This window comes from Streptomyces sp. NPDC048523, assembly GCF_043199815.1.
Lineage (GTDB): Bacteria > Actinomycetota > Actinomycetes > Streptomycetales > Streptomycetaceae > Streptomyces.
This window is the reverse complement of record NZ_JBICWQ010000001.1, coordinates 217408-239407: the sequence shown is the minus strand read 5'-3', so window position 1 is coordinate 239407 and position 22000 is coordinate 217408. Positions and strand designations below refer to the sequence as shown.

Genomic DNA, 22000 nt, shown 5'->3' with positions numbered 1-22000 from the left:
CCCGTAGAGGCGGTCCCGAGCAGCGCCGCCGGGTGCCGGACAGGCGCCGCCAGGTCGACCGGAAACACACCCCGCACCCACCCCCCTCAGCACTGGAGCAGTCATGAGCCAGCACAGCCTGTTCACGATCGAGACCGTGGCGCCGAAGATCCGCAGGGTCACCTTCGCGAACCCGCCGGTGAACGTGGTCGGCGCGGACACCGTCGTCCAACTGCTCGATGTCGTCAACGAGTTGAGCCAGGACGAGCAGGTTCAGGTCGTCGTCTTCGACAGCGGTACGCCCGGATACTTCTACAACCACGCCGATCTCGCCCAGGTGCCCGACCTTCTTGCACTGAACGACGCGGACGGCACTCCGACGTGGGTCGAGCTCGTCACCCGCCTCAGCAGCGCCCCGTTCATCAGCATCGCCTCCATCCGTGGGCGCACCCGGGGTGGAGGGGACGAGATCACCCTGGCCTTCGACCTTCGCTACGCCAGCCTCGAAGAGGCCGTCTTCTGCCAGCCCGAGGTCGCGATCGGCATCGTCCCCGGCGGTGGCGGCAGCGACCGACTGGCCCGGCTTCTGGGGCGGGACCGTGCCCTCGAAGCGGTCCTCACCAGCCAGGACTACGACGCCGCACGTGCCGAGCAGTACGGATGGGTGACGCGGGCCGTCCCCGACGCCGAACTCGACGACTTCGTGAACGGCGTGGCAGCGCGCATCGCCTCCTTCGACAAGGAGTCGGTCCTGGGCGCCAAGGCACAGATCAACCGGTCGACCCTGCCGCCGGCGGCCGACCTGCGTGCGTCCTGGGCGGACTTCGCGGAGTCCGTCAACTGGCCGGGATTCCAGGCCCGCATCCCGCAACTCGGCAAGCTCATCGCCGAGATCGGCCTCGAGGAGATCGAGCGGAACCTGGGCGACTACCTCGGCATCGCGAACCAGCAGGCGTAGCCGGCGCCGTCATCCTCGGACAGCGAGGAAGCTTCTGACTCCGGCGGCTCGGCGATCCGGGCCGACCCGCACCTCGGCCCGGGCGCCCTGATCGACCCCCGCCGGATGGCACGGCAACGCGCCCGGCACCGTCCACGGCGGCGTCCTCGCGAGCCTCGCCGACAACGCGATGGCCGCCGCCGTCACCGCTGTGCGCGTCGGCCGCCGTACCGCCCACGCCACCACCAGCTGCCAGATCTTCCGGGCCGGCGGCCAACGGGGCACCCTCCATCCCCTCACGACATGACGCCCGCAATGCCTTCACCCCGACTCGATCACCAAGGACTTCTCATGGATCTCTCCGCCGGCACCGTCCTCGTCACCGGGGCCAACCGCGGGCTGGGCCGGGCCCTCGCCGCCGAGCTGCTCAGCCGCGGTGCCTCCGTCTACGCAGCCGCCCGCAACCCCGACGACGTCGACCTGCCCGGCGCCAACCCGATCGCGCTCGACATCACCGACGCCGCCTCGGTCTCGGCCGCCGCCCGGGCCACCGGCGACGTGACGGTCCTGATCAACAACGCCGGCTCGTCCACCGGCACCGACCTGCTCACGGGCGATCTGGACAACCTCCGCCTGGAGATGGACACCCACTACTACGGCACCCTGTCGGTGGTCCGCGCCTTCGCGCCCCAGATCGCGGCCAACGGCGGCGGCGCCATCCTCAACATCCTGTCCGCCCTGTCCTGGTTCAGTTTCCCGGGTTCCGGTGCGTACTGCGCCGCCAAGTCCGCGCAGTGGTCCCTCACCAACTCCCTGCGCCTGCAACTCGCCGACCAGGGCATCCGGGTGGCCGGGCTGCACGTGGCCTACATGGACACCGACATGACCCGGGCGGTCACCGCGCCCAAGTCCGCCCCCGCGGACGTCGCCCGGCTCGCCGCCGACGGTATCGCCAACGGTGTCTACGAGATCCTCGCGGACGACATAAGCCGCGAGGTCCAGTCAGGGCTGGCCGGAGGCGTCACCGCGCTGTACCCCGAACTTCCGTGACGGGCAGACGTCACGCCGACCTGCCCGACCGGCACGGGCCTGCTGTCGCCGTCCGGCAGATCGACGCAACGAGGTCTGCGTCGTGGGGGCGCCCCCCCCCCCGGGGGGGCGGCCCCCCCCCCCCCCCCCCCCCCCCCCCCCCCCCCCCCCCCCCCCGGGGGGGGGGGGGGCCCCCGCCCGGGGGGGGGGGGGGGGGGCCCCCCGGCGGGGGGGGGGGGGCGGGCCCCCCCCCACGGCCGGACCACACCGCGGACCGCGCCACCTCGCGGTTATCGCTTTGCGGTGGCCAGTGCCGCGCGGATGGCGTCCTCGCCGGCCGGCCGGCCCTTCTCGTTCGAGTACGGCCCGTACGGGGTCCCCCACACCGGCGTCCCCGTCGCCTGCCGCCGGCCATCGGCCAGCGCCCCCGCGTCCACGACGCCGTACCCGATGGATTCGACGAATTCTGTCACCGCCGCCTTCGCCGCCGCCGAGTCCCCGGCGATCGGCAGGTAGGAGCGGTCGGCCGCCCCCACCGGGCGGGTGAGGGACAGCAGGTGCTTGAAGAAGATGTTGTTGAACGCCTTCACGACCAGGGCGTCCGGGAGGTGGCGCAGCAGCAGTTCGCTCGAGGTGAGCGACCCGCTCTCGAGCTCGGGGATGTGCCCGTCACGCTCGGGACCGTAGTTGCACGTGTCGGTGACCGTGACCGTGTCCGCGAGCGTTTCGGGACCACGACCTGGTGCCCGGCCTCGACGGCGAGTCGCGCGACGGTACTGCCGATGTGTCCGCTTCCGATGAATCCCACTGTCGTCATGTTCTCAGCGTCCCTCGGGAAGAGCCGAAGCCTTGGCATTTGCCGGAATCACTGTGATCCGGCTTGCTGCCGTCAGCCGGCGGAGAAGTAATGGCCGTTGTCCAGATCGGCGAGCAGGCCGGGCTGAGCGGGTTCCCAGCCGAGCGTACGGCGGGTGATGAGGTTGGACGCCGGGTAGCTCTGCGTGACGATGTTCGCGAGGAACCCGAAGTATCCCGGCACCATCAGTACGTCCGAGGGAATGCTCACGGCGGGCAGGCCCAGCCGGCTGCCGATGGTTTCGGCGATCTCGCGGAACGGGATGCCACCGTCCCCGACCGCGTGCCAGTACTTGCCGGCCGGCCCCTTCTCCAGCGCCAGGCGGAACAAGGCGGCGACATCGCGGGCGTGCACGGCGTTCCACAGGTTCGCGCCGTCTCCGGGATAGCCGATGAAGCCCTTCTCCTTCGCGAGCGCGATCAGTGTGGGCAGGAAGCCTGCACGATCGGTCGTGCTGTGCGCGATGTTGGCGATCCGCACGACCGAAGACCGCACGCCCTGCTCGGCGAGGCCGATCACGGTGGTCTCCACGACGTTGCGGACCCGCAGGGTGCCCTTGTACTCATCGCCGCCGGGAAGGGCCGGGTCGTCCTCGGTGGCCGGCCGGCCCAGGTTCCCGGGCGAGCCTATGCTCCCCGCCGCGACCAGCGGCTTTCCGGTTCCCGCGAGGGCATCGCCGTACGCGAGCATGATCGGGACCTCTGCCGCGGCCACGGCGTCGAGCCCGCCGGAGGGAAGCAGGTCCTGCCTGTGTGCGACGTGGATGACGCCGTCGGAGTCCGCGGCCGCCTCCTTGAGCCCGTCGAGGTCCTCCAGGTCCCCGCGACGCACCTTCGCGCCGAGCGCGGACAGCGCTGCCGCGGCCGTGTCCGACCGGGCCAGGCCGGTGACCTCGTGCCCGGCGGCGATGAGCTCGGGAACGATGTACGAACCGGAATGGCCGGTCCCGCCAGTGACGAAAACGCGCACGTTGCTGCTCCTTGTGCATGAGGTGGTGCGGGTGCGTTCGGTGTGCCCCGTGCCCGGGGTTGGCGATGGCGATGGCGACCGTGCCGCACGGCGCGTCCCGGTACGCGCTCACCACCGCCGCCGCGCCGGGGCTCAGCCCTTGAATTCGTCGACGCCGAGGGCGAAGTCCCAGTGGCCGACCCCGTTGCCGGCGAGGCTCACCGTGACCAGGCCCATTCCTTCCAGCCAGTGCGCCATCTTCAGGCCGCCGACGTCCAGCGGGCGCAGCCCGAGGCTCTCGACGAATGCGGCCACGTCCGCCTTGGCCTGCGCGTTGTCGCCGGCCATGAAGACGTTGGGCCGGCCGTCCTCAAGGACATTGCGGAAGATGGTGTTGAACGCCTTGACCACGCTGGCGCCGGACGGGGCCACCTTGGCGGCTTCCTGCGCGACCGAGGTCTCCTCGCCGTGGGCCAGTCCGTCGAACGTGGCGTTGAAGGGGTTGCTGATGTCGACGATGACCTTGCCCGCGAGGGCGTCTCCGTACTCGGCGACGACCGGAACGACACCGTCGTACAACAAGGCCGTGATGACGATGTCTCCGGCCGGGACGGCGCCCCACGTGCCCGTCGTCACGCCGCCGCCCAGAGCCTTGGCCAGGTCATCGGCCTTGGACTGATCGCGTCCCATGACCTCGACGGTATTGCCGCCCGCCACAGCGAGCGTGCCGATGGCGCGGGCCATGTTTCCCGTACCGATAAGGGTGATGCTGCTCATGAGGTGTGCTCACTTTCTCTTCTTGAGTCGGCTTGCCTGGTGTGTGGTTCAGATGGCGGTGGTGCCGCCGTCGGCGACCAGTTCCAGACCGTTGACGTAGCTGGAGTCGTCCGAGGCGAGGAAAAGGGCGATGCTGGCGATTTCTTCGGGGCGCCCCATCTTTCCGCGGGGAATGAGGGACTCGAATTCGGCCTTGGTGGCCTCGTCGAACAGTTCTTCCTGCTTTGCGGTGGCGACCTGGCCGGGAGTCAGGACGTTGACCCGGATCTTTCGGTCGCGCAGTTCGTTGAGCCAGACGCGGGCCCAGGCCTGCTGGACGGCTTTGCTTCCCGCATAGAGGCTCCAGCCGGGGAAGGCGCCGAGAGAGGCGTTGGAACCGGTCATGAGGATCGAACCGTTGTCGTTCATCAGCGGCAGTGCCTTCTGCACGGTGAACAGGGTGCCGCGCGCGTTGAGCGAGAAGGCGCGGTGGAACTGGTCTTCGGTGATCTCGCCGAGGACGGCGGGCTCGCCCATCCCGGCGCTGGCCCACACCACGTCGATCGAGCCCTTTTCCCGCTTGACGGTGTCGTACAAGCGGTCTAGGTCGTCCAGTTCGGCCGCGTCGCCCTGGACGGCGGTGACGTTGCGGCCGATCAGCTTGACGGCCTCGTCCAGTGCTTCCTGCCGCCGGGCCTGGATGAAGACGTGCGCTCCTTCCTCGACGAACAGTTTGGCGCCGGCCAGTGCCAAGCCGGTGGACCCGCCGGTGATTACCGCTACCTTGCCATCGAGCTTTCCCACGATCACTCCGTTGAATTGATGGGTATACGAAGTCCGATGTCGAATTCTTGTGTCGAATTCGTTCCGGCTTCAATAGCTACCTATTCAGGCTGCCATTTGTCCGAGCGGGTGTCCAAGACCTCTTTTAACCGTGGTGATACCCTGAAGACATCACCGACTGGGAGACGGACCCCATGGATCTGGACCTGCGCAAGTTGCGTTACTTCGCCGCCGTGGCAGACCAGTTGCACTTCGGCCGGGCCGCCGATGAGCTGCATATCGCGCAGCCGGTGCTCAGCAGGCAGATCCGGGCGCTCGAGCAGGATCTCGGCGCCCCGCTGTTCACCAGGGATCGCCACGGCGTGGCGCTGACCGACGCGGGCCGGCAGCTGCTGGCCGACGCCGGCCCGTTGCTCGCCTCCGCGCACGCGGTCCGCCGCCGGGTGTCCGTGGCGGCCCGTGGCAGCCGACGGCTGATGGTCGGTTTCCGGGCCGGCATCCCGGTCATCCCGGCGGCGCGGGCGTTCGAGGCCCGGCACCCGGACGTGATCGTGGACGTGCAGCGGATCGAATCGGACGACCAGGCCGCGATGTTGCTCGACGGCCGCATCGAGGTCGCCTATGTGCGGTTGCCCATCGACGAGACCGGCCTGCGCGTGACCCCGCTGTCCACAGAACCGCGGGTGGCGGTGCTGCCCGCCGGCCACCGGTTGGCCGGCAAGGAGGAGGTCACCGAGGCCGATCTGGCCGGCGAACCGCTGCTCTGGCATGCCGACCCGAACACACAGCCCACCAGGCGCGCGCACCCCAACGCCGGGTACCTGGTGCGCGGGGTGGACGAGACGCTCGAGCATGTCGCGGCCGGCCGGGGCATCTCGTTCCTGGCCCGTTCGGCGTCCGTGTTCTACTCACATCCGGAGGTCGCGTATGTGCCCATCCCGGATCTGGCGCCCGACCAGGTATGCCTCGCGGCGGCGGCCTCGCGCACCTCGTCGGTGATCGATGACTTCTTCGCCGCGGCCCAGGCGACGGCCGAGATCACGGCGGAATGCGGGAACTATGAAATGTGGCAGCTGGGAAGCGATGCCATTTCGTAGCACGGTCGGGCTGGTCCGACACGGGGGCGCTCCCCGGGCGAGCGCCCCGCCCGTCAGACTCCGAGTGCCTCGATCACGAGCTGTGCGACCTTGCGTGCCGAATACTGCTGCTGACCGGTGATCAGCCTGCCGTCGCGCACGGCGAAGGCCTTGAAAAGACCCCCCTGGATGTAGTTGGCTCCGCGTCCCCTGAGCTCGTCCTCGACCCGCCACGGTGTCACCTGCTGCCCGACGGCCGCGTCGTTGAAGGCCTCCTCGACGTTGGCGAAGCCGGTGACGGTCTTTCCCTCGACGAGGTAGGAGCCGTCGGAGAGTCTGAGGTCGACCAGTGCGGCTGTGCCATGGCAGTAGACCGCTGTGGGCTTCTCCGACTCGTAGAAGCTCCGGATCGTCTCCTCGAGCTGCGGGTGGCCGCGGAAGCTGAACATCGGTCCCAGACCGCCGGCGACCATGATCGCGTCGTAGTCGTCCGGGTCCAGGTCGGCGAGGGCCGGCGTGGCCTCCAGCAGCGCCATCAGCTCGGGTGTGTGGACGAACCCCAGGGTGATCAGATCGTCTGCCGACCACTTCGACGGGTCGCGGGGATCGCTGATCGGGTCCATCTCGACCTTGCCACCTGCCGGGCTCGCGATCGTCACCTTGACGCCTCGCTCGGTCAACTCGTAGTACGGGTGCGTCAGTTCGGCACCCCAGAAGCCCACCGGCCAGCCGAGCGTGGAAGTAGCCGGGTTGGAGACGACGATCAGGACTTCCCTGGGCGTGGAGGAAACGAGGTCCACCTGCACGCGGTGCTCGGGCGTCGCCGCGGTGTCTTCGGTTGCCATGTCGGGCCTTGCCTTTCGTTCCTGACCCGGCGACTTCGGCAGGCCGGGTCCGTCGCCGTGTCGGAGCGGCGGTGAAGGTGCCCCCGCATGATCGACATGCCCTGAAGCTAGGGATCAACGATGTCGTCGGGAGTCGTCCAGGACGCCCGACCGCGTCATCCGCCAGGACGAACCTGCCGACCCCCACTTCGGGGGAACTCGATCCGGTAACCGTTCGGGTCCGTGAGCCACGGCGTCTTGAGGTCGTGAGGGCGGCCCGGAAAGTTCCATGCCCTGCAAGGCGAGCGTACCCAGGTGCGTTCCGCTGGTGGCGGGCTCTGCCCTGGGCCCGGCGGTCAGCGGTAGTAGGGCTCGACCGCGGCCCGTACCTCGTCGAGCAGCGCGGGGCCGTCCTGCGGCACGGGCGGTCGGCTGCTGCCCGGCCTGATGTCCAGGAGCTGTTCGTTGGACAGGGCGAACACCACTCGCCGCAGTCCTGCCCATTGGATGACGGCCTCGCACATCCCGCACGGCTGGCAGCTGGTGTACATGGTGGTGCCTGCCGCCGTCTGCGCGTCGAGTTCTCTTGCGGCCCACCTCGCCAATTTGAGTTCCGGGTGTGCGGTGACGTCGTTGTCGGTGCGGGTGGTGTTGTGCTCCTCGGCCAGGATCGTCCCGTCCGGTCCTGCCAACAGAGATCCGAAGGGCGGGTTGCCGCTCGTGCGTGCCTTGGCCGCGAGAGAGATGGCCTGTCGGAGGAGGATGTGGTCGTCGGGTGTGGTCATGACTGCTCCCTCGTGGTGCGGGGTGGGGTGTTGGGCGGGAGAAGGCGCGCGGCCACGGTGGCGAGGGCTTGCCATGCCGCCTGCGGGTGACATGTCGCGTGGGGGTCGCCCTGGTAGGTGTCGAGGACGACGGACTCGGCGCCCAGCAGCCGCAGTTGGTCGAGGTCGTCCATGATCTGGTCGATGGTGCCCTCACCGGCGAACCGGCCCGCTCCGTCGACAGGTTCCTTGGTGAGTCGCAGGGCGATGCGGGGAGCCAGGGCGGGCACGGGCACGTGTTGCTCGTCCGCGTACGTCCGCAGCCTGCCTGCGGCTTCGCGCAGCCACGGCATGGTGGGGTGCAGCGGATGCCATGCGTCTGCGAGTCGTACGGCCCGGCGCAGCCCCGCGTCGCTGTTGCCGCCGACCCACACCGGGATCCGGCGGTCTCCGTATGAGGCGGTGTCCTTCCAGGCGGCCCGGATGTCCCGCAAGTGGCTGTCGGTCAGCTGTCCGCGCTGTGAGAACGGGATGCCGAGGGCGGTGAACTCCTGCCGTGCCCAGCCCACTCCCACCCCGAGGATCAGCCGGCCGCCGCTCAGCTCATCCAGATTGGCCGCCATTCGGGCGGTGAGCAGCGGGTGCCGGTAGGGAGCGATGAGGACCGTCGTGCCGAGCTGGATACGGGTGGTGAGGCCGGCCAGCCAGGACAAGGTGGTGAAGGGCTCGTAAAAGGGGGCCGGGTAGCGCTCGGCGACATCCGGCGTAATGGCTATGTGGTCCGAGATCATCAGTAGGTCGAAGCCCAGGCCCTCCACGGTCTGGGCCCAGCTTCGCAACACTCCGGGGTCGGTGCCCGGGCCGAAATTGGGGACGTTCACTCCGATCTTCATAGGGCCCAACCCTAGGCAGGGTGTACGGGTCGCCAGAAGGGATTCCCGCCTGTTCAGGGGCAGTTCGGCCGTGGATCCGCCGGTAGAATGGGCGTATGACCGAGAGTCTCGACGTGACGGACTGGGCGATCCTGGCGGAAGTCCAGCGGGACGGGCGGATCCCGTTCACCGAGCTGGCGCGGCGGGTGAACCTGAGCGCGTCGGCGACCAAGGAGCGGGTGCGTCGGCTCGAGGAGGCCGGGGTGATCACCGGGTACCGGGCGGAGGTGAACCCGGAGCGGACCGGTTACCCGGTGATGGCGGTGGTCCGGCTCAAGTACCCGGGGCCGGGAACCCGGCACCAGCCGCTGCGCCGGCTGCTGGAGGAGCGCTCGGAGATCCTGGAGTGCCTTCGCACCACCGGAGACGACTGCTACGTCATGAAGGTGGTGGCCACGTCGATGGCCCACCTGGAGGAGATCGTCGACGAGCTGGCCGAGTTCGGGAGCACCACCACCAACCTCGTCCTCAGCCGGACGCTTCCGTTGCGCGGGCCGGGGGTGCCTCGGGTGAACACGGTCAGGTAGGCGCTGACGTTGTGCGGACGCCACTCCATCGCCGGGGCCCGGCCTGGCGACACATCCGCTGTCACATGGGGACAGGGCCCGAGGTCGGCGGTAGTCCGGGCCAGGGCGCCGAGGGTGGGGCCGTCGGCGGCGGAGCGCCCGCTCCACCTCGGCGGCCGAAAAGGCGCGAAGGTGAAGGAGTTCGTGTGCAAGCACACCACCGCCGGACGCCGAGAGAGACCGGCACTGGAGTGACGTCGTAGCCAACTCCGTTGGCTGGTAGGTGTATCGGTACGACCTGGAGTCGGGGCCGAAACGGCCCCATGCGATGAAGGCGACAAGGGCGAGGTAGATCAGGTCGCCGGCGGTCGTGGCCTTCTCGCCACGGCGCAGACGCATGGTGACCGCGCAGGCGAACAGCAGAACCAGTCATGGCGGCCAGCGGCACCAGCACCGGCGCGATGTCGAACACCGCGGGCAGAAACAGGCCGACCGCAGCCAGCAGCTCCACGGCGCCGATGGCCTTGAGAGTCCCCGGGCTCAACTCCAGGACCCACTGCGCAGAGGAGCCCATCGCGGCCGGCTTCTCCTGCGGCACGAACATCTTGGAGCTGCCCGCCAGGCGAGGACTTCCGCACCCGAAACGAGGGAGCGCTCAGCGGAGAGACGTGGGTCACACCGCGTCATGTCACAGGCGTCGCGGCCGCCTCGTCTTGAGGGTGAAGGCATCGACGAACGTGGAGGAGCGCACGATGGACGCGCGATTGAACTACTTCGCCAGCCCGATCGCCGGCAAGGCGCTCAAGTACTTCATGTCGGTCGGCCGGGAGCTGAAGGGGTCGCCGCTGCCGGCTACGACGCAGGAATTGGTGGCGCTGCGCGTGAGCCAGATCAACGGCTGCGCGGCCTGCATCGACATGCACACCAAGGAAGCCGCCGCGGCCGGCGAGAGCCCGGTGCGGCTGAACCTGATCGCGGCTTGGCGGGAAGCCACGGTCTTCACCGAGGCCGAACGCGCCGCGCTCGCGTTGGCGGAGCAGGGGACCCGGGTCGCGGACGCGGCCACCGGGGTCAGCGACGAGGTGTGGGCGCGTGCCACCCAGCACTATGACGAGGAGCAGCTCACGGCCCTCGTGCTGCTGGTCTCGTTCATGAACACGGTGAACCGGCTGAACATCATCACCCAGCAGCCGGCCGGCGATTACCAGGTCGGTCAGTTCCACTGAACCGCCACCGCACCCTGGCCCGGGCCGGGTTTGCCGGGACCACACATCGGATGATCTTCGAAAGACAAAGGGGGAGTCGGAGTGGGCAAGGTCGAGGAGTTCGAGGAGCTGCGGCCGCTGCTGTTCTCGATCGCGTACCGGATCCTGGGCAGCGTGGGCGAGGCGGAGGACGCTGTACAGGAGACCTGGCTCCGCTACGACGCCTCAAGCACCCGGCCCGTGTCGGCCAAGGCGTTCTTGTCAGCCACGGTGACCCGGATCGCGATCGACGTGCTGCGCTCCGCCCGGGTACGGCGGGAGAAGTACGTCGGACCGTGGTTGCCCGAGCCGCTGCTGGACGATCCGTACGAGGACCCCGCCCGCGCGGCCGAGTTGGCCGACTCGGTGTCGATGGCGGCGCTGCTGCTCCTGGAGCGGCTCAGTCCGCTGGAGCGGTCGGTGTTCGTGCTCCGCGAGGTCTTCGCCTTCGGCTTCGACGAGATCGCCACCGCCGTGGGGCGCTCGGAGACCGCGTGCCGACAGCTGCTCGTACGGGCACGCCGCCACATGCACGACGGACGGCCCCGGTTCGAAGCGGACCGCCGGGAGCGGCAGGAGCTCGCGAGGCGGTTCTTCGAGGCACTGACGCAGGGCGACGTGGACGGGCTGCAGAATCTGCTGTCCGCCGACGTCCAGCTCATGGGGGACGGCGGTGGCAAGGCACCGCAGCTGGCCAGGGCCGTCACCGGCGCCGAGAACGTCGCCAGGCTGCTCGCCACCGTCTACCCGCTCATGGCTCGGATCGACATCACGTTCGAACCGCACGAGGTCAACGGCCAGCCGGGCGCGCTCTTCCGCGACCGCGACGGCAAGATCCTCCACATCCTCGCCCTCGACACACTCGACGGGCAGATCCAGACGATCCGCGCGGTCATCAACCCCGACAAGCTCAGCCACCTCGGCCCGGTCGCCGACGCCTGGGCCGTCGACCGCGAAGTGAAGCAGACCCGTAAAACCCCGTGACGTCTTCCCGTGATACGAACCGCGCTCATCCACCGCGCAAGATCGACTATCGACACACCCACTGGGGGTTCAGTCATGATCCTGATTACCGGGGCCACCGGTGTCGTCGGCCGGGAAACCGTCCGCCTCCTGGTTGACAGGGGAGTGAAGGTCGCCGCTGTCACCCGCGACCCGCACGCCGAATTCCCCGCGGGGACACAGCTCGTCCACCCCGCGACGGTCCCCACCCTCGACGGCGTGGAGGCCGTTCTGCTCAGCCCGCGTGCCGCCGGCCCCACCGCTGTCGGCCTGTTGGCCCGCGTCCGCGAGACGGGCGCGGCAAGAGTGGTCGTACTCTCCGCCGTGACCGTGCAGTACCCGGCCGGGCACGCACGCTTCCGGCAGCAGTTCCACGCGGTCGAGGACATCGCCAGGGGGAGCGGCCTGGACTGGACGATCCTGCGCTGCGCCGATTTCGCCGCCAACACCCTGGCCTGGGCCGGCCAGATCCGGGCGACCGGGACCGTGCGGGGGGCATACCCGCACGCGAGGACCTCGACCGTCGACGAGCGTGACATCGCCGCGGTGGCCGCCCTCGCCCTGACCGACCAGCGGCACCGCGGTCAGACGTACCTGCTCACCGGAGAGCAGTCGCTGAGTCAGCCGGAGAAGGTCGCCGCGCTCGACACGGCGCTCGACCGGACACTGTCCTTCGTCGAGGCCGCACCGGACGAGATCCGCCGCGGCATGCTCGCCGCCGGCCTGCCCGACGAGGTACCCGACCGGCTGCTCGGCTCGCTGGCCGACTACGCCCGCGAGGCCGGGCCCACCACCGACACCGTGCGGCGGCTGCTGGGCCGCCCGGCACGGACGTACGCCACCTGGGCGCAGGACCACCGCGCCGCCTTCACCGCGGGAGGAGCCCGATGAAACTCACGATCGTCGCCGCCACCGGCGGGATCGGACGGCACCTGGTCGAGCAGGCGGTAGCCGGCGGGCATGACGTCACCGCCGTGGCCCGCCGCCCACGTGAGCTGCCGGGCGGCGTCCGGACGGTCGCCGTCGACCTCACCCGACCCGACACGCGGGCGCTCGCCGCAGCGGTACGCGGCGCCGACGCCGTACTGTCCGCGCTCGGCCCGCGAAACCCGCGCGCGGACGCGGGTATCACTTCGCGTGGCACTCGCGCGATCGTCGAGGCGATGCAGGCCGAGCACGTGCGGCGGATCATCATCGTCAGCGCCGCCCCCGTCGGACCGGTGCCGGTGCCCGGCCGGCCGACGCCACCCAGGCACGATCCCGGCGACGGCTTCTTCATGCGCCACCTGGGGGTCCCGTTGACCCGGGCGATGTTCGGCCGGCACTACGCCGACCTCGCCGTCACCGAGCAGACCCTGCGCGACAGCGGACTGGAGTGGACGGTGTCGCGCCCACCCAAGCTCACCGACAAGCCTCTGACCGGCACGTACCGGACCGCGTGGAACCGCAACATCCGGGGCGGGTTCTCCGTACCACGCGCCGACGTCGCCCACCACATGCTGGCCATGGTGAACCAGCCGGACAGCATCGAGCAGGTCGTCGGAATCGCGAACTGACGAATACCAACCACGCACACGACCAGCTGCTCAGGGTGGCCGTCAGCTGTCCGGACATGCCTGTGGGCTCCGGATTCCATCCGGAGCCCACAGGCATGTCACTGACAGGTGGGGGTTACCAGCGGTACCAACGACCCTTGCGGCCGCCTGTGTCCGCGGAGCGCATCACGAAGCCCAGCAGCCAGACGACCAGGACGATGACGGCGATCCACCACAGTGCCTTCAGCGCGAAGCCCGCGCCGAAGAGGATCAGTGCCAGAAGAAGAACGAGAAGCAGGGGAACCATAGTTATCAACCTCCGTCGCTCCTCGTGCCCGGCGAATCCAAGAACATACGGTCGATTTCCTTGGTTTCTTCACTGCTCTTGCGGGCACTGGACCCAGTTTCTCCACGGGGTGTGGTTCAGGCGGCCAGTGCCTGCTCGACGCTGGGATGACAGGAAATGACCTGGTCCAGGCCGACGAGCTCAATCAGCCGCAGCACCGATGCCTGGGGGGCGGCGAGCCGCAGCCATCCCTGCGCGTCGCTCATGCTCTTGTGGGCGGCGACGAGGACGTTGATGCCGCTGGAGTCCATGAACGTCACGCCGCTGAGGTCCACGACGGTCCGCGGCGGCGTCGGGCCGTCGTCGGGCAGCAGGGCCTGGCTGAGCATGTCCTTGACGGTGTGGTCGATCTCGCCGCGCACGGTGACCACAGGGATGCCGTCGACGGCGGTGTGGCCGATCGACAGCGGGCCGGGCCACCGGGCTGCTCTATGGGTGTCTGTCACCGTGTCCTCGCCGACTGCGCTCACTGATGGGGGGCTCAAAGCACCGACACGATCGGCGCCGGTACTGTGCACGATGCTACGGCGAACTCGTGTGCGGCCCATTGCTCAGTCCTCACGGGACATGTGAGGCGTGGTGCGGGGTAGGCGCAGGCGTGTGAACGGGGGGAGGAACAATGGTGGACCCGGCGAAATCAGTCCCCGACGGTGAGGGCGGCGTGATGCCCGGTGCGTCTGCGATACAGGACACCGTTGCGCTGGACGGTGACGGATCCTGCATCGCCGAGGCGCGTCACCGGGCGGTGGATTTCCTTGTCCGCGTCCAGGCCGAGCACGGCCTGCCGGTTTCCGCGCGCGTGATGGATCTGACGCAGCTGGTGGTCAGCGAGCTGGTCACCAACGCCCGCAAGTACGCTCCCGGGCCGGTGCTGATGGAGTTGCGGATCGTCGGCGCCGTGGTGGAAGTGGTCGTGTGGGACAGCGATCCGGTCCTGCCGGTGGCCCGGGCCGCTGACGCGGGCAGAGTCGGGCAGCACGGCCTGGAGATCGTCATGGCCGTCGCCCAGGGCTTCGAAGTGCAGCGGGAGCCGGTCGGCAAACGGATCACGGCCCGCATCGCACTCCCCGACGACCTGGGCGGCGCCATCACGGGACGCCGTCCTCAGTAGGAGCCGGCGGTGGCGGGAATTCTTGAATTCGGTTCAGGCGGAAAATCAAGGAGTGGGTGCAGGATGTGCGGGTAAGCGGTGCGTCGTCGGCCGCTCGGCCGGCCGTGGCGGCGGGATCGACCTGGGAGGGGAACAGTATGGCGACCAGGAGCATGGTGGCAGCGCAGACGCGGACGGACGAGCTGCCGGAGGTCGCTGATCCGTCCCGGGTGGCACCCAAGGACGCCCGAGAGCTCTCGAAGTTGTTCTTCCAGCAGCTGGCCGCGCTGGAGGAGGGCACCGCTGAGTATCAGTACGCCCGGAACACGCTGATCGAGATGAACATGTCCCTGGTCCGCTTCGCGGCCGGTCGGTTCCGCAGCCGCGGGCCGGAGGAGATGGAGGACATCGTCCAGGTCGGCATGATCGGGCTGATCAAGGCGATCGACCGCTTCGAGCTGTCCCGGGAGGTGGAGTTCACCTCGTTCGCCATCCCCTACATCGTCGGCGAGATCAAGCGGTTCTTCCGCGACACCACCTGGGCCGTGCACGTTCCGCGCCGCCTGCAGGAAGCCCGCGTCCAGCTGGCCCGCGCCACCGAGGAACTGCGCAGCCGGCTGGGCCGCACCCCCACGGTCCGGGAACTGTCGGAGCTGATGAGCCTGCCCGAGGACGAGGTCCGCGAGGCCCGCCTGGCCGCCAACGGCTACAACTCCGCCTCCCTGGACGCCACGATCAGCGGTAGCGAGGAGGGCGAAGCAGCCCTTCAGGACTTCATCGGCGCCCAGGACACGGACCTGGAGCTGGTGGAGGACTTCCACGCCCTCGCCCCGCTGATCGCGCAACTCGACGAGCGTGAGCGGCAGCTCATCCACATGCGCTTCGTCGAGGAACTCACCCAGGGGCAGATCGGCGAACGCCTGGGCGTCTCCCAGATGCACGTCTCCCGGCTCCTGTCTCGCACGCTTGCCCGACTGCGTGAAGGGATGCTCACGACCCGCTGATACCTCTCGCCCGCGAGAGGGAGGACGGGTGAGCGGCGCGCGGCGCCCGGGCGCATCCGCTCCCCGGCCTGGCGGTCAGGGGTGTCCGCCGCAGCCGCAGCCCGTCATGGTCGCCCCCTCCTCGGGCGGCGGGGTCTGTGCGGCGGCCTTTTCCACCGCCGTGGGCAGCCGACGGCGTTCCTCCGGCGTGATCCACCTGCCGTCGACGACCACGCCGTGGATGCGGCGGGTGTTGCGGATGTCCCGCAATGGGTCGGCGTCGAGGACGAGCAGATCGGCGGCCTGTCCACGGGCCACGGTGCCGACGCCGGGCAGAGCGAGGGTGCGGGCCGCGTCCCGTGTGGCCGCACGCAGGGCCTCGGCCGGGGTGAGGCCGGCCACCGGGACCACCGTCTGAGGGTCGTCGCTGTGAGTGTGCGCCTCGATCAGTCCCGGGATCAGGAACTTGCCGGTCAGGTCGACCGTGCGGGTGCCCGGGCGGAGCCGGGCCCGTGCGCTCGGGGTGAGTGCGGTGATGCGGCCGCCCTCGGCGACGACCGTCATGTCGGGGGCCGGGGCTGCTCCTGACCCGTCGATCACGGTGACGTGGGTGAGCGCCAACGGGCCGGTGCCGGCGCCGTTTCCGACTGTCGTCCCGGTCGCGTGTGCCATGCCGACGGGCGCCGTGCCTCGTTGAGCCACCGGGGGCCCGCGTCGTACACGGACGGCGGACGCCGTGGCCCCGGTGCGCAGGTAGGCGTGGGGGAGCAGTACTACCGCCGACTCTTATCCGCTAACATAGAACAATTAGATAGATGAATAGCCTAGTGCTGGCGAGGAGTATCCGTGGACTTCGGGCTGACCGACGAGCAGGACCTGTTGCGTGCGACGGCTCGGCAGTTCGTCGCCGACGTGTGCCCGGCCGAGAAGGCCAAGCAGTGGGACGAGGAGAGCGTCGTACCGCCCGAGCTGTTCCGGGGGATGGCAGACCTCGGGTGGTTCTCGCTCCCGTTCGCCGAGGACGAGGGCGGCGACGGTGGCGGACCGCTGGAGCTCATCCTGATCGCCGAGGAGCTCGGGCGGGCCAGCTTCGATGTCGCCATGTGCTACATCGGGGTGCTCATCCCCGGGATCACGGTGTTCCGGTGGGGCAGCGAGGCGCAGCGCGACTTCATCCGCGAGCAGGTGATGACGGGCCGCCACCGGCTCGCCGTCGGCCTCAGCGAGCCGGACAGCGGGTCCGACGCCGCGGCGCTGCGCACCACCGCCGAGGACCACGGGGACGATTTCCTCGTCCGGGGTCAGAAGGCGTGGTGCACGGGTGGTGGGCTGCCCGACACGACGATCGCCACGTACGTGCGGACCGGGCCCCGCGAGCCCAAGCACGGCGGCATCAGCCTGCTGCTCGTCGATCCCGCGACCGAGGGCGTCGAGGTGCGCCGGACGCCGACACTGGCCCGGCACATCCTGGGCACCAACGAGGTCTTCTTCAACGACGCCCTGGTGCCGAAGGAGAACCTCGTCGGCCCGCGCGACGAGGGCTGGAAGGTGATGCTCTCCAACATCGAGCTGGAGAAGGTCATCATCAGCGGGGGCTATCTGGGCGCCGCGCAGGCCACGCTCGACGAGATGCTCGACTATGCCCGCAACCGGCACGCCTTCGGCCGGCCGATCGGCAACTTCCAGGCCCTCGCGCACGCCATGGCCGACCTGCAGACCGAGATCGACTCCGCCCGCCTGCTCGCCTACCGGGCGGCCTGGCTGCTCGCCCAGGGCAAGCCGTGCACACGGGAAGGGTCGATGGCGAAGCTGAAGGGCTCGGAGACGTACGTGGCGGCCGCGCGTCTCGGGATGCAGGTCTGCGCGGGGCACGGGTTCTCGACGGAGAGCGTGATGAGCTTCCGGTACCGGGAGTCGATCGTGGCCACGATCTCCGGGGGCACGAGTCAGATCCAGCGCAACGGCATAGCCCGCAGCATGGGGCTCAGGTCCTACTGAGCCTCGCGGTCCCGGCCTGCCGGCGGTTCCCTTCTGGGCTCCGCCGCCTCGGTCTGTCGGCGGATGCCTTTGGACTCCGCAGCGTTGGCCTGTCGGTGGTTGCTTTTGGGCTCCGCCGCGTCGGCTTGGCAGCGGTTGCTTCTGCGCCTCGCCGCCTCAGCCCGCTGGCTGTTCCTTGTGGGCTCCGCCGCCTCAACCTGTCGGCCGTGCCTTTTGAGCCCGCCGCCCCGGCCCGCCGGCTGTTCTGTTTGGGCCCGTCGTCTCGGCCCGCTGGCTGTTTCTTTGCAACTCGCTGCCCCGGCTGCCGCATGTGCCTATTGAGCCCGCGGCCCCGGCCCGCCCGCTGTTCCTACCGAGCCTGCGGCCCCGGCCCGCCGACCGTGCCTACCGAGCCGCGACCCCAGCCTGCCCGCTGTTCCTACCGAGCCGCGCCGTCCTGGCCGGCCAGCCACTCCTGGTGTCGGGCGAAGTGGCCCTGGTCCCGGGTCACCCAGATTCCGGAGACCCGGGCCAGGACGGCCCGTGTCGGCAGCAGCACCATCTCGCCCGCGATGTACCAGCGCCTGCCCTCCCGCTTCTCCACCCAGGCCCGGACCTCCAGCGGCCGCTGTACCGGAACCGGCTTCACGAAGCTCACGGTCAGTTCCGCCGTCACGCTCAACACCCGGTGCAGCAGCGGAAGATGGCCGAGGCAGTCGTCCAGTACGGCCGCGGTCCAGCCGCCGTGCGCCACATCGGGCCCGCCCTCCTGGTCCCGCGGGCAGGACAGCTCGAACCGTGCCGACCCGTCCTCCTCGAGCCGCTCGTGCTCCACCCCCAGCCGGCAGGAACCGGCGGCACGGCACGCCCCGCACAGGGCCACCCCGCCCGGGGTGCGGGGCGGCTCCTGGAAGTCCGCCCCGGCCCAGGGACCCGTCGGTGATGCAGTGGACATGGTGTGGCTCCTCTTGTCGGGCAACGGAGTGTCAGACCTCGGCAAGCAGCGGACGCAGCTTCCCGGCGATCAGCTGGACCTGCCGGGCCACCATCTCCTCGGGCATCCCGGCCAGCGAGGCCCACAGGAACACGCCCTCCACCGGCAACCCTGCCACGTACGCCCTGATGGCGTCGGCGACATCCTGCGGGGTGCCGTAGAGGAACTGGCCGACGCCCGTCGCGCTCAGCCCCGTCCCCCGCCACTTCTCGGGGTCGATGGGGCGGGGAAGAGGCTGATCCGTGCCCTCCACCATGTACCGGCGGTAGCTGTCCCACTGGTACGCCAGGTGCTTGCGGACCACGGGCCAGTCGCCGTCGGGGTTTTCGGTGACGAACGTCGTGAAGGAGCCCTGCATACGGCCCGCCGCCACGTCGTACCCGCTCTCGGCGAGCCCTTCCCGGTACGGGGTCAGCAGCGCCGGGTTGAGCGACAGCAGGCCCGTGCCGAGCCGGCCGGCCCTGCGCGCGCCCTGCGGGCCCTGGTAGCCGAGCCAGATCGGCAGCGGATCCTGGACCGGCCCTGGGGTGACCAGGGATTCGGCCCACAGGCCGCGAATCTCCCGTACCCGCTGATCGGTCGTGGTGTAGCGCTTGGTGAGGTCGGCGCCGTACAGCCGGTACTCGGGCACCCGGTAGCCGGTGCCGAGCCCGAGGTCCAGGCGGCCGTCGCTGATGATGTCCACGAGCGCGGCCTGTTCGGCGATCTCGGGGGCCGCGTGCAGCGGTGCGGCGATGACCGCGGTGCCCAGTCGGACCCGTCGGGTGCGGGCGGCGGCCGCGGCGGCCATCGTGAGCGGCTGGGGGAGATAGCCGTCCTCGAAGCCGTGGTGTTCCGAGAACCAGACCGAGTCGAGGCCGAGCCGGTCCGCCTCTTCGCACATCTCCAGGGCGAACCCGTACACGCGTGACCAACTCTGCTGCCACGGCGGCGGGTTGCGCAGGTCGAAATAGATGCCCACCTTCACAAGGAACCTCCTGCTGTTGCTGTGTTGTCCGCCAGCCGGATCGTCGCGTGCGCGACGGTCACTCCGTCACCGGGCGGCAGGAGCCGTACCGGGCGCAGTTCCAGCGCCTCGATCTCGGGAAGGTCCTCGACCATCGCCGAGAGCCTCAGCACGGTCTCCTCAAGGGCACCGAAGTCCACACCCTGTCTCTCCAGCAGGGGAGTCGCCCGCAGCGAGCGGACCATCTCGCGGGCGTCGCGGTCGCTGAGCGGGGTGACGCGGTGGGCGACGTCGGCCATGAGGTCGGCGTAGTCCCCGGTGAGGCCGAAGGCGACCACCGGGCCGAAGACCGGGTCGGCGCGGACGGTGAGAAACGCGTCGGGTCCAGGGGCCGGCCCAGGGCTCGATCCGGTGCCCGGTTCACCGTCGCGTACGGCGATTCCGTACGCGACGAGCAGCTCGGTGGCGACCGCTGCGGGTACCGGCCCGGGGGCGCACGAGGCGATCAGAACCCGGGCCCGCTCGGCGTCGACTCCCGCGAGGTCGGGGACGACGCCGGCGCGGGTGCTGCGCCAGGTCTGGTAGGCCGCCGCGTGGCCGAGCGAGGTGGCCGCGGCCTCGGGGAACGTGTACGTCGGGACCACCAGGTCACCCCGGTGGAGGAGATCGGCGACGCCGGCACCGCCCAGGAAGCTGGCCAGCACGGGTTTGTCGGGGCGGGCCGCGGCCGCGTCGAGGATCGCCGACGCCACCTCGTCGGGCTTGTCCGCCAGCGGCGGCATGAACAGGACGACGGCCGCGTCGATGCCGTCGTCCGCCAGGGCGGCGTCCAGGGCCTGCCGGTAGTGCGCGGCGGTGGCCATCGGGGTCAGGTCGATCGGGTTGGCGAGGTCGGCGCGCGGCGCCAGGGCCGTACGCAGAGTCTGCCGGGTGCGCTCACCGAGCGCGGGCACGCACAGACCGCTCGCCGCGCACGCGCCGACCGTCAGCGCCGCCGGGCCGCCCGCGTTGGTGATCACGGCGACCCGGTTGCCGGGCGGCGGAGGCTGATGGGCGAGGAGGAGGGCGACGTCGAACAGTTCCTGGAGGCTGCGGGTGCGGATCACCCCGGACTGGGCGAACAGCGAGCTCACCGCCGAGTCCGCGTGGCCCGGATGGACCGCGACGATCGGTTTGCGGGGCGCGATCCGGCGGGCGACGCGGGCGAACCGGCGCGGATCGCCGAAGGTCTCCACGTGCAGCAGGATCACCGAGGTCCCCGGGTCCTCCTCCCACCACTGGAGCAGTTCGTCGGTGGAGACGTCGACGGCGTGACCCACCGACACGAAGCCGGAGAAGCCGAGCCGCAGCCGACGGGCGAAGTCGAGCACCGCGAGCCCGAGCGGCCCGGACTGGCTGGACATCGCCACCCGGCCGGGCGTCGGCAGAGCGGGCGAGAAGGTCGCGGCCAGTCGCGCCGCGGGGGTCGTGTTGACCACGCCCATACAGTTCGGGCCCACCAGCCGCATGCCGGAGGCGCGCGCGAAACGCGCCAGCTCCAGCTCGCCGGCCCGCCCTTCGGCCCCGGTCTCCCCGAAGCCCGTCGAGACGACGACCACCGCTTTGACGCCGGCCTCCGCGCACTCCCGTACGACACCGGGTACGGCCTCGGCCCGCACGGCCACCAGCGCCAGGTCCGGCGGTTCGGGCAGTTCCCGGACGCTTGCGTACGCCCGCGCCCCGGCGATCCGGTGGGCACGCGGGTTGACGGGGAAAACGCTGCCGGCGAAGCCGCCCCGCAGCAGGTTGGCGACGATCTCGTGACCGATCGTCAGCGGGTCGCGGTTGGCGCCGATCACGGCGACCGAGCGCGGTTCGAGCAGGGGCTTGAGCGAGCGCCGTACGGCCGTCTGCTCGCGGCGCTCGGCCCGCGCCACGGCCTGGGCCTGCGGGTCGACGGCGATCTCGAAGTGGATGATCTGGCCGGGCGGACCGGCTTCGATCCGGTAGCCGGAGCCGAGGAACACGTTGATCATCCGGGCGTTGTCGGCGAGGACGTCGGCCTCCAGCACCCGGATGCCCCGGGCACGCGCGGCTGCGGCGATGTGCTCCAGGAGCAGCCTGCCGAACCCCTCGCTCTGGTGGTCGTCCCGGATGGTGAACGTGACCTCGGCGTGCTCCGGTTCCTCAGGGTCGCGGACGTAGCGCACCAGGCCGGCGATCTCGTCGCCGGCCAGGGCGACGAGCGCGAGCTCGTTGAGGTAGTCCACGTGGGCGCCGCGCCGGATGACATCGTCGCGGGCGCGGACCACCGGTCCGAGGGAGCGGTAGGCCAGGGTGGCCCGGGACAGGGTGCCGACGAAGGCGACCAGGCGGTCGGCGTCCTCCGGCCGGATGGGCCGCACGAAGGTCGACCGCCCGGTCCTGACGAGCCCGGGCCGTTCCAGGTCTTCTGGATACGAGGGGTACGGGGAGCCCGAGGGAGTGGTCACCGGAGTGGTTCCGTCGGTGCCG

Annotated in this window: 26 protein-coding genes and 1 pseudogene; 12 read left to right on the top strand and 15 right to left on the bottom strand. The window is 70.2% G+C overall.

Going from position 1 to position 22000, the window contains the following annotated elements; translation table 11 throughout:
* Positions 1-103: 103 nt before the first annotated feature.
* The 3 genes and pseudogenes from ACGFWE_RS01095 (at position 104) to ACGFWE_RS01085 (ending at position 1966) form a co-directional block, all read left to right on the top strand.
* The gene (locus ACGFWE_RS01095; protein ID WP_352385418.1) at positions 104-937 is read left to right on the top strand and encodes an enoyl-CoA hydratase/isomerase family protein; all 834 of its coding nucleotides are present in this window, start codon (positions 104-106) and stop codon (positions 935-937) included.
* A gap of 136 nt (positions 938-1073) precedes the next feature.
* Positions 1074-1223: pseudogene (locus ACGFWE_RS01090) on the top strand (hypothetical protein); the annotation flags it as partial.
* 44 nt (positions 1224-1267) lie between these two features.
* On the top strand, positions 1268-1966 hold the full coding sequence (locus tag ACGFWE_RS01085) for an SDR family oxidoreductase (protein WP_352385419.1): 699 nt from the start codon (positions 1268-1270) through the stop codon (positions 1964-1966).
* A gap of 269 nt (positions 1967-2235) precedes the next feature.
* Here ACGFWE_RS01085 and ACGFWE_RS01080 read toward each other — a convergent pair whose 3' ends face one another.
* The 5 genes from ACGFWE_RS01080 to ACGFWE_RS01060 form a co-directional block, all read right to left on the bottom strand.
* Positions 2236-2535, bottom strand: coding sequence for a hypothetical protein (locus ACGFWE_RS01080; RefSeq protein ID WP_393596955.1), 300 nt, complete (start codon positions 2533-2535; stop codon positions 2236-2238).
* On the bottom strand, positions 2532-2762 hold the full coding sequence (locus ACGFWE_RS01075) for an NAD(P)-binding domain-containing protein (protein WP_393596953.1): 231 nt from the start codon (positions 2760-2762) through the stop codon (positions 2532-2534). The genes ACGFWE_RS01080 and ACGFWE_RS01075 overlap by 4 nt, the downstream gene beginning before the upstream one ends.
* Positions 2763-2834: 72 nt before the next feature.
* The gene (locus tag ACGFWE_RS01070) at positions 2835-3770 is read right to left on the bottom strand and encodes an SDR family oxidoreductase (protein ID WP_393596951.1); all 936 of its coding nucleotides are present in this window, start codon (positions 3768-3770) and stop codon (positions 2835-2837) included.
* A 132-nt stretch (positions 3771-3902) separates the two neighbouring features.
* Positions 3903-4526 (bottom strand): NAD(P)-binding domain-containing protein, encoded by a 624-nt coding sequence (locus tag ACGFWE_RS01065; RefSeq protein WP_352385423.1) that lies wholly within the window; start codon positions 4524-4526, stop codon positions 3903-3905.
* A gap of 48 nt (positions 4527-4574) precedes the next feature.
* On the bottom strand, positions 4575-5309 hold the full coding sequence (locus ACGFWE_RS01060; protein ID WP_352385425.1) for an SDR family oxidoreductase: 735 nt from the start codon (positions 5307-5309) through the stop codon (positions 4575-4577).
* Between the two features lie 173 nt (positions 5310-5482).
* Between ACGFWE_RS01060 and ACGFWE_RS01055 the strand changes: the two genes are divergently transcribed.
* Positions 5483-6385 (top strand): LysR family transcriptional regulator, encoded by a 903-nt coding sequence (locus ACGFWE_RS01055; RefSeq protein ID WP_393596948.1) that lies wholly within the window; start codon positions 5483-5485, stop codon positions 6383-6385.
* Between the two features lie 53 nt (positions 6386-6438).
* Here ACGFWE_RS01055 and ACGFWE_RS01050 read toward each other — a convergent pair whose 3' ends face one another.
* The 3 genes from ACGFWE_RS01050 to ACGFWE_RS01040 all read right to left on the bottom strand — a co-directional run bounded on the left by ACGFWE_RS01050 (position 6439) and on the right by ACGFWE_RS01040 (position 8845).
* Positions 6439-7209: a type 1 glutamine amidotransferase domain-containing protein gene (locus ACGFWE_RS01050; RefSeq protein ID WP_352385429.1), complete on the bottom strand. Its 771-nt coding sequence runs from the start codon at positions 7207-7209 to the stop codon at positions 6439-6441.
* Positions 7210-7544: 335 nt separating this feature from the next.
* Entirely contained in the window at positions 7545-7973 is a 429-nt protein-coding gene (locus ACGFWE_RS01045; RefSeq protein ID WP_393596946.1) for a nucleoside deaminase, read from the bottom strand.
* Complete coding sequence (locus ACGFWE_RS01040; protein ID WP_393596944.1) at positions 7970-8845, bottom strand: TIGR03619 family F420-dependent LLM class oxidoreductase; 876 nt, start codon at positions 8843-8845, stop codon at positions 7970-7972. The genes ACGFWE_RS01045 and ACGFWE_RS01040 overlap by 4 nt, the downstream gene beginning before the upstream one ends.
* Positions 8846-8940: 95 nt before the next feature.
* Between ACGFWE_RS01040 and ACGFWE_RS01035 the strand changes: the two genes are divergently transcribed.
* On the top strand, positions 8941-9411 hold the full coding sequence (locus ACGFWE_RS01035; protein ID WP_352385435.1) for an Lrp/AsnC family transcriptional regulator: 471 nt from the start codon (positions 8941-8943) through the stop codon (positions 9409-9411).
* Positions 9412-9472: 61 nt separating this feature from the next.
* Here the strand turns inward: ACGFWE_RS01035 and ACGFWE_RS01030 are convergent, their stop codons facing one another.
* Positions 9473-9964 carry a DoxX family protein gene (locus tag ACGFWE_RS01030; protein WP_393598884.1) on the bottom strand — a complete coding sequence of 164 codons (492 nt, stop codon included), beginning with the start codon at positions 9962-9964 and terminating at the stop codon, positions 9473-9475.
* A gap of 178 nt (positions 9965-10142) precedes the next feature.
* Between ACGFWE_RS01030 and ACGFWE_RS01025 the strand changes: the two genes are divergently transcribed.
* From ACGFWE_RS01025 to ACGFWE_RS01010, 4 genes are all read left to right on the top strand, one after another.
* Positions 10143-10616: a carboxymuconolactone decarboxylase family protein gene (locus ACGFWE_RS01025; RefSeq protein WP_352385438.1), complete on the top strand. Its 474-nt coding sequence runs from the start codon at positions 10143-10145 to the stop codon at positions 10614-10616.
* Positions 10617-10697: 81 nt separating this feature from the next.
* Positions 10698-11618, top strand: a complete 921-nt coding sequence (locus ACGFWE_RS01020) for an RNA polymerase sigma-70 factor (protein ID WP_393596942.1) — start codon at positions 10698-10700, stop codon at positions 11616-11618.
* 75 nt (positions 11619-11693) lie between these two features.
* Positions 11694-12527 (top strand): NAD(P)H-binding protein, encoded by an 834-nt coding sequence (locus ACGFWE_RS01015; RefSeq protein WP_393596940.1) that lies wholly within the window; start codon positions 11694-11696, stop codon positions 12525-12527.
* Complete coding sequence (locus ACGFWE_RS01010) at positions 12524-13192, top strand: NAD(P)H-binding protein (RefSeq protein ID WP_352385444.1); 669 nt, start codon at positions 12524-12526, stop codon at positions 13190-13192. Before ACGFWE_RS01015 ends, ACGFWE_RS01010 begins: the two co-directional genes overlap by 4 nt.
* A gap of 115 nt (positions 13193-13307) precedes the next feature.
* On the opposite strand, the gene ACGFWE_RS01005 is transcribed toward ACGFWE_RS01010, so the two are convergent.
* Both ACGFWE_RS01005 and ACGFWE_RS01000 read right to left on the bottom strand, forming a co-directional pair.
* A complete protein-coding gene (locus tag ACGFWE_RS01005; RefSeq protein WP_030933194.1) occupies positions 13308-13478 on the bottom strand; it encodes a DUF5670 family protein in 171 nt (56 codons plus the stop codon).
* A 116-nt stretch (positions 13479-13594) separates the two neighbouring features.
* Positions 13595-13963: an STAS domain-containing protein gene (locus ACGFWE_RS01000; protein ID WP_393598882.1), complete on the bottom strand. Its 369-nt coding sequence runs from the start codon at positions 13961-13963 to the stop codon at positions 13595-13597.
* A gap of 218 nt (positions 13964-14181) precedes the next feature.
* On the opposite strand from ACGFWE_RS01000, the gene ACGFWE_RS00995 reads away from it, so the two are divergent.
* On the top strand, positions 14182-14628 hold the full coding sequence (locus tag ACGFWE_RS00995; RefSeq protein ID WP_393596938.1) for an ATP-binding protein: 447 nt from the start codon (positions 14182-14184) through the stop codon (positions 14626-14628).
* A 137-nt stretch (positions 14629-14765) separates the two neighbouring features.
* Positions 14766-15611, top strand: a complete 846-nt coding sequence (locus ACGFWE_RS00990; protein ID WP_352385448.1) for an RNA polymerase sigma factor SigF — start codon at positions 14766-14768, stop codon at positions 15609-15611.
* A gap of 75 nt (positions 15612-15686) precedes the next feature.
* Here ACGFWE_RS00990 and ACGFWE_RS00985 read toward each other — a convergent pair whose 3' ends face one another.
* Positions 15687-16262: an amidohydrolase family protein gene (locus ACGFWE_RS00985; protein ID WP_393596936.1), complete on the bottom strand. Its 576-nt coding sequence runs from the start codon at positions 16260-16262 to the stop codon at positions 15687-15689.
* 174 nt (positions 16263-16436) lie between these two features.
* On the opposite strand from ACGFWE_RS00985, the gene ACGFWE_RS00980 reads away from it, so the two are divergent.
* Positions 16437-17588: an acyl-CoA dehydrogenase family protein gene (locus tag ACGFWE_RS00980; RefSeq protein WP_352385452.1), complete on the top strand. Its 1152-nt coding sequence runs from the start codon at positions 16437-16439 to the stop codon at positions 17586-17588.
* Positions 17589-18006: 418 nt separating this feature from the next.
* Here ACGFWE_RS00980 and ACGFWE_RS00975 read toward each other — a convergent pair whose 3' ends face one another.
* The 3 genes from ACGFWE_RS00975 to ACGFWE_RS00965 are packed head-to-tail and all read right to left on the bottom strand — an operon-like array spanning position 18007 to position 21978.
* Complete coding sequence (locus ACGFWE_RS00975; RefSeq protein ID WP_393596934.1) at positions 18007-18522, bottom strand: PaaI family thioesterase; 516 nt, start codon at positions 18520-18522, stop codon at positions 18007-18009.
* 31 nt (positions 18523-18553) lie between these two features.
* Entirely contained in the window at positions 18554-19528 is a 975-nt protein-coding gene (locus tag ACGFWE_RS00970) for an LLM class flavin-dependent oxidoreductase (RefSeq protein WP_393596932.1), read from the bottom strand.
* On the bottom strand, positions 19525-21978 hold the full coding sequence (locus ACGFWE_RS00965) for a GNAT family N-acetyltransferase (RefSeq protein WP_393596930.1): 2454 nt from the start codon (positions 21976-21978) through the stop codon (positions 19525-19527). The genes ACGFWE_RS00970 and ACGFWE_RS00965 overlap by 4 nt, the downstream gene beginning before the upstream one ends.
* Between the last annotated feature and the right edge of the window lie 22 nt (positions 21979-22000).

Coding starts and splice junctions, on each gene's coding strand:
- ACGFWE_RS01095 (WP_352385418.1), top strand. CDS start 104: ATGAGCCAGCACAGCCTGTTCACGATCGAGACCGTGGCGCCGAAGATC.
- ACGFWE_RS01085 (WP_352385419.1), top strand. CDS start 1,268: ATGGATCTCTCCGCCGGCACCGTCCTCGTCACCGGGGCCAACCGCGGG.
- ACGFWE_RS01075 (WP_393596953.1), bottom strand. CDS start 2,762: ATGACGACAGTGGGATTCATCGGAAGCGGACACATCGGCAGTACCGTC.
- ACGFWE_RS01065 (WP_352385423.1), bottom strand. CDS start 4,526: ATGAGCAGCATCACCCTTATCGGTACGGGAAACATGGCCCGCGCCATC.
- ACGFWE_RS01055 (WP_393596948.1), top strand. CDS start 5,483: ATGGATCTGGACCTGCGCAAGTTGCGTTACTTCGCCGCCGTGGCAGAC.
- ACGFWE_RS01050 (WP_352385429.1), bottom strand. CDS start 7,209: ATGGCAACCGAAGACACCGCGGCGACGCCCGAGCACCGCGTGCAGGTG.
- ACGFWE_RS01045 (WP_393596946.1), bottom strand. CDS start 7,973: ATGACCACACCCGACGACCACATCCTCCTCCGACAGGCCATCTCTCTC.
- ACGFWE_RS01040 (WP_393596944.1), bottom strand. CDS start 8,845: ATGAAGATCGGAGTGAACGTCCCCAATTTCGGCCCGGGCACCGACCCC.
- ACGFWE_RS01035 (WP_352385435.1), top strand. CDS start 8,941: ATGACCGAGAGTCTCGACGTGACGGACTGGGCGATCCTGGCGGAAGTC.
- ACGFWE_RS01030 (WP_393598884.1), bottom strand. CDS start 9,964: ATGGGCTCCTCTGCGCAGTGGGTCCTGGAGTTGAGCCCGGGGACTCTC.
- ACGFWE_RS01025 (WP_352385438.1), top strand. CDS start 10,143: ATGGACGCGCGATTGAACTACTTCGCCAGCCCGATCGCCGGCAAGGCG.
- ACGFWE_RS01015 (WP_393596940.1), top strand. CDS start 11,694: ATGATCCTGATTACCGGGGCCACCGGTGTCGTCGGCCGGGAAACCGTC.
- ACGFWE_RS01010 (WP_352385444.1), top strand. CDS start 12,524: ATGAAACTCACGATCGTCGCCGCCACCGGCGGGATCGGACGGCACCTG.
- ACGFWE_RS01005 (WP_030933194.1), bottom strand. CDS start 13,478: ATGGTTCCCCTGCTTCTCGTTCTTCTTCTGGCACTGATCCTCTTCGGC.
- ACGFWE_RS00995 (WP_393596938.1), top strand. CDS start 14,182: ATGCCCGGTGCGTCTGCGATACAGGACACCGTTGCGCTGGACGGTGAC.
- ACGFWE_RS00990 (WP_352385448.1), top strand. CDS start 14,766: ATGGCGACCAGGAGCATGGTGGCAGCGCAGACGCGGACGGACGAGCTG.
- ACGFWE_RS00985 (WP_393596936.1), bottom strand. CDS start 16,262: ATGGCACACGCGACCGGGACGACAGTCGGAAACGGCGCCGGCACCGGC.
- ACGFWE_RS00975 (WP_393596934.1), bottom strand. CDS start 18,522: ATGTCCACTGCATCACCGACGGGTCCCTGGGCCGGGGCGGACTTCCAG.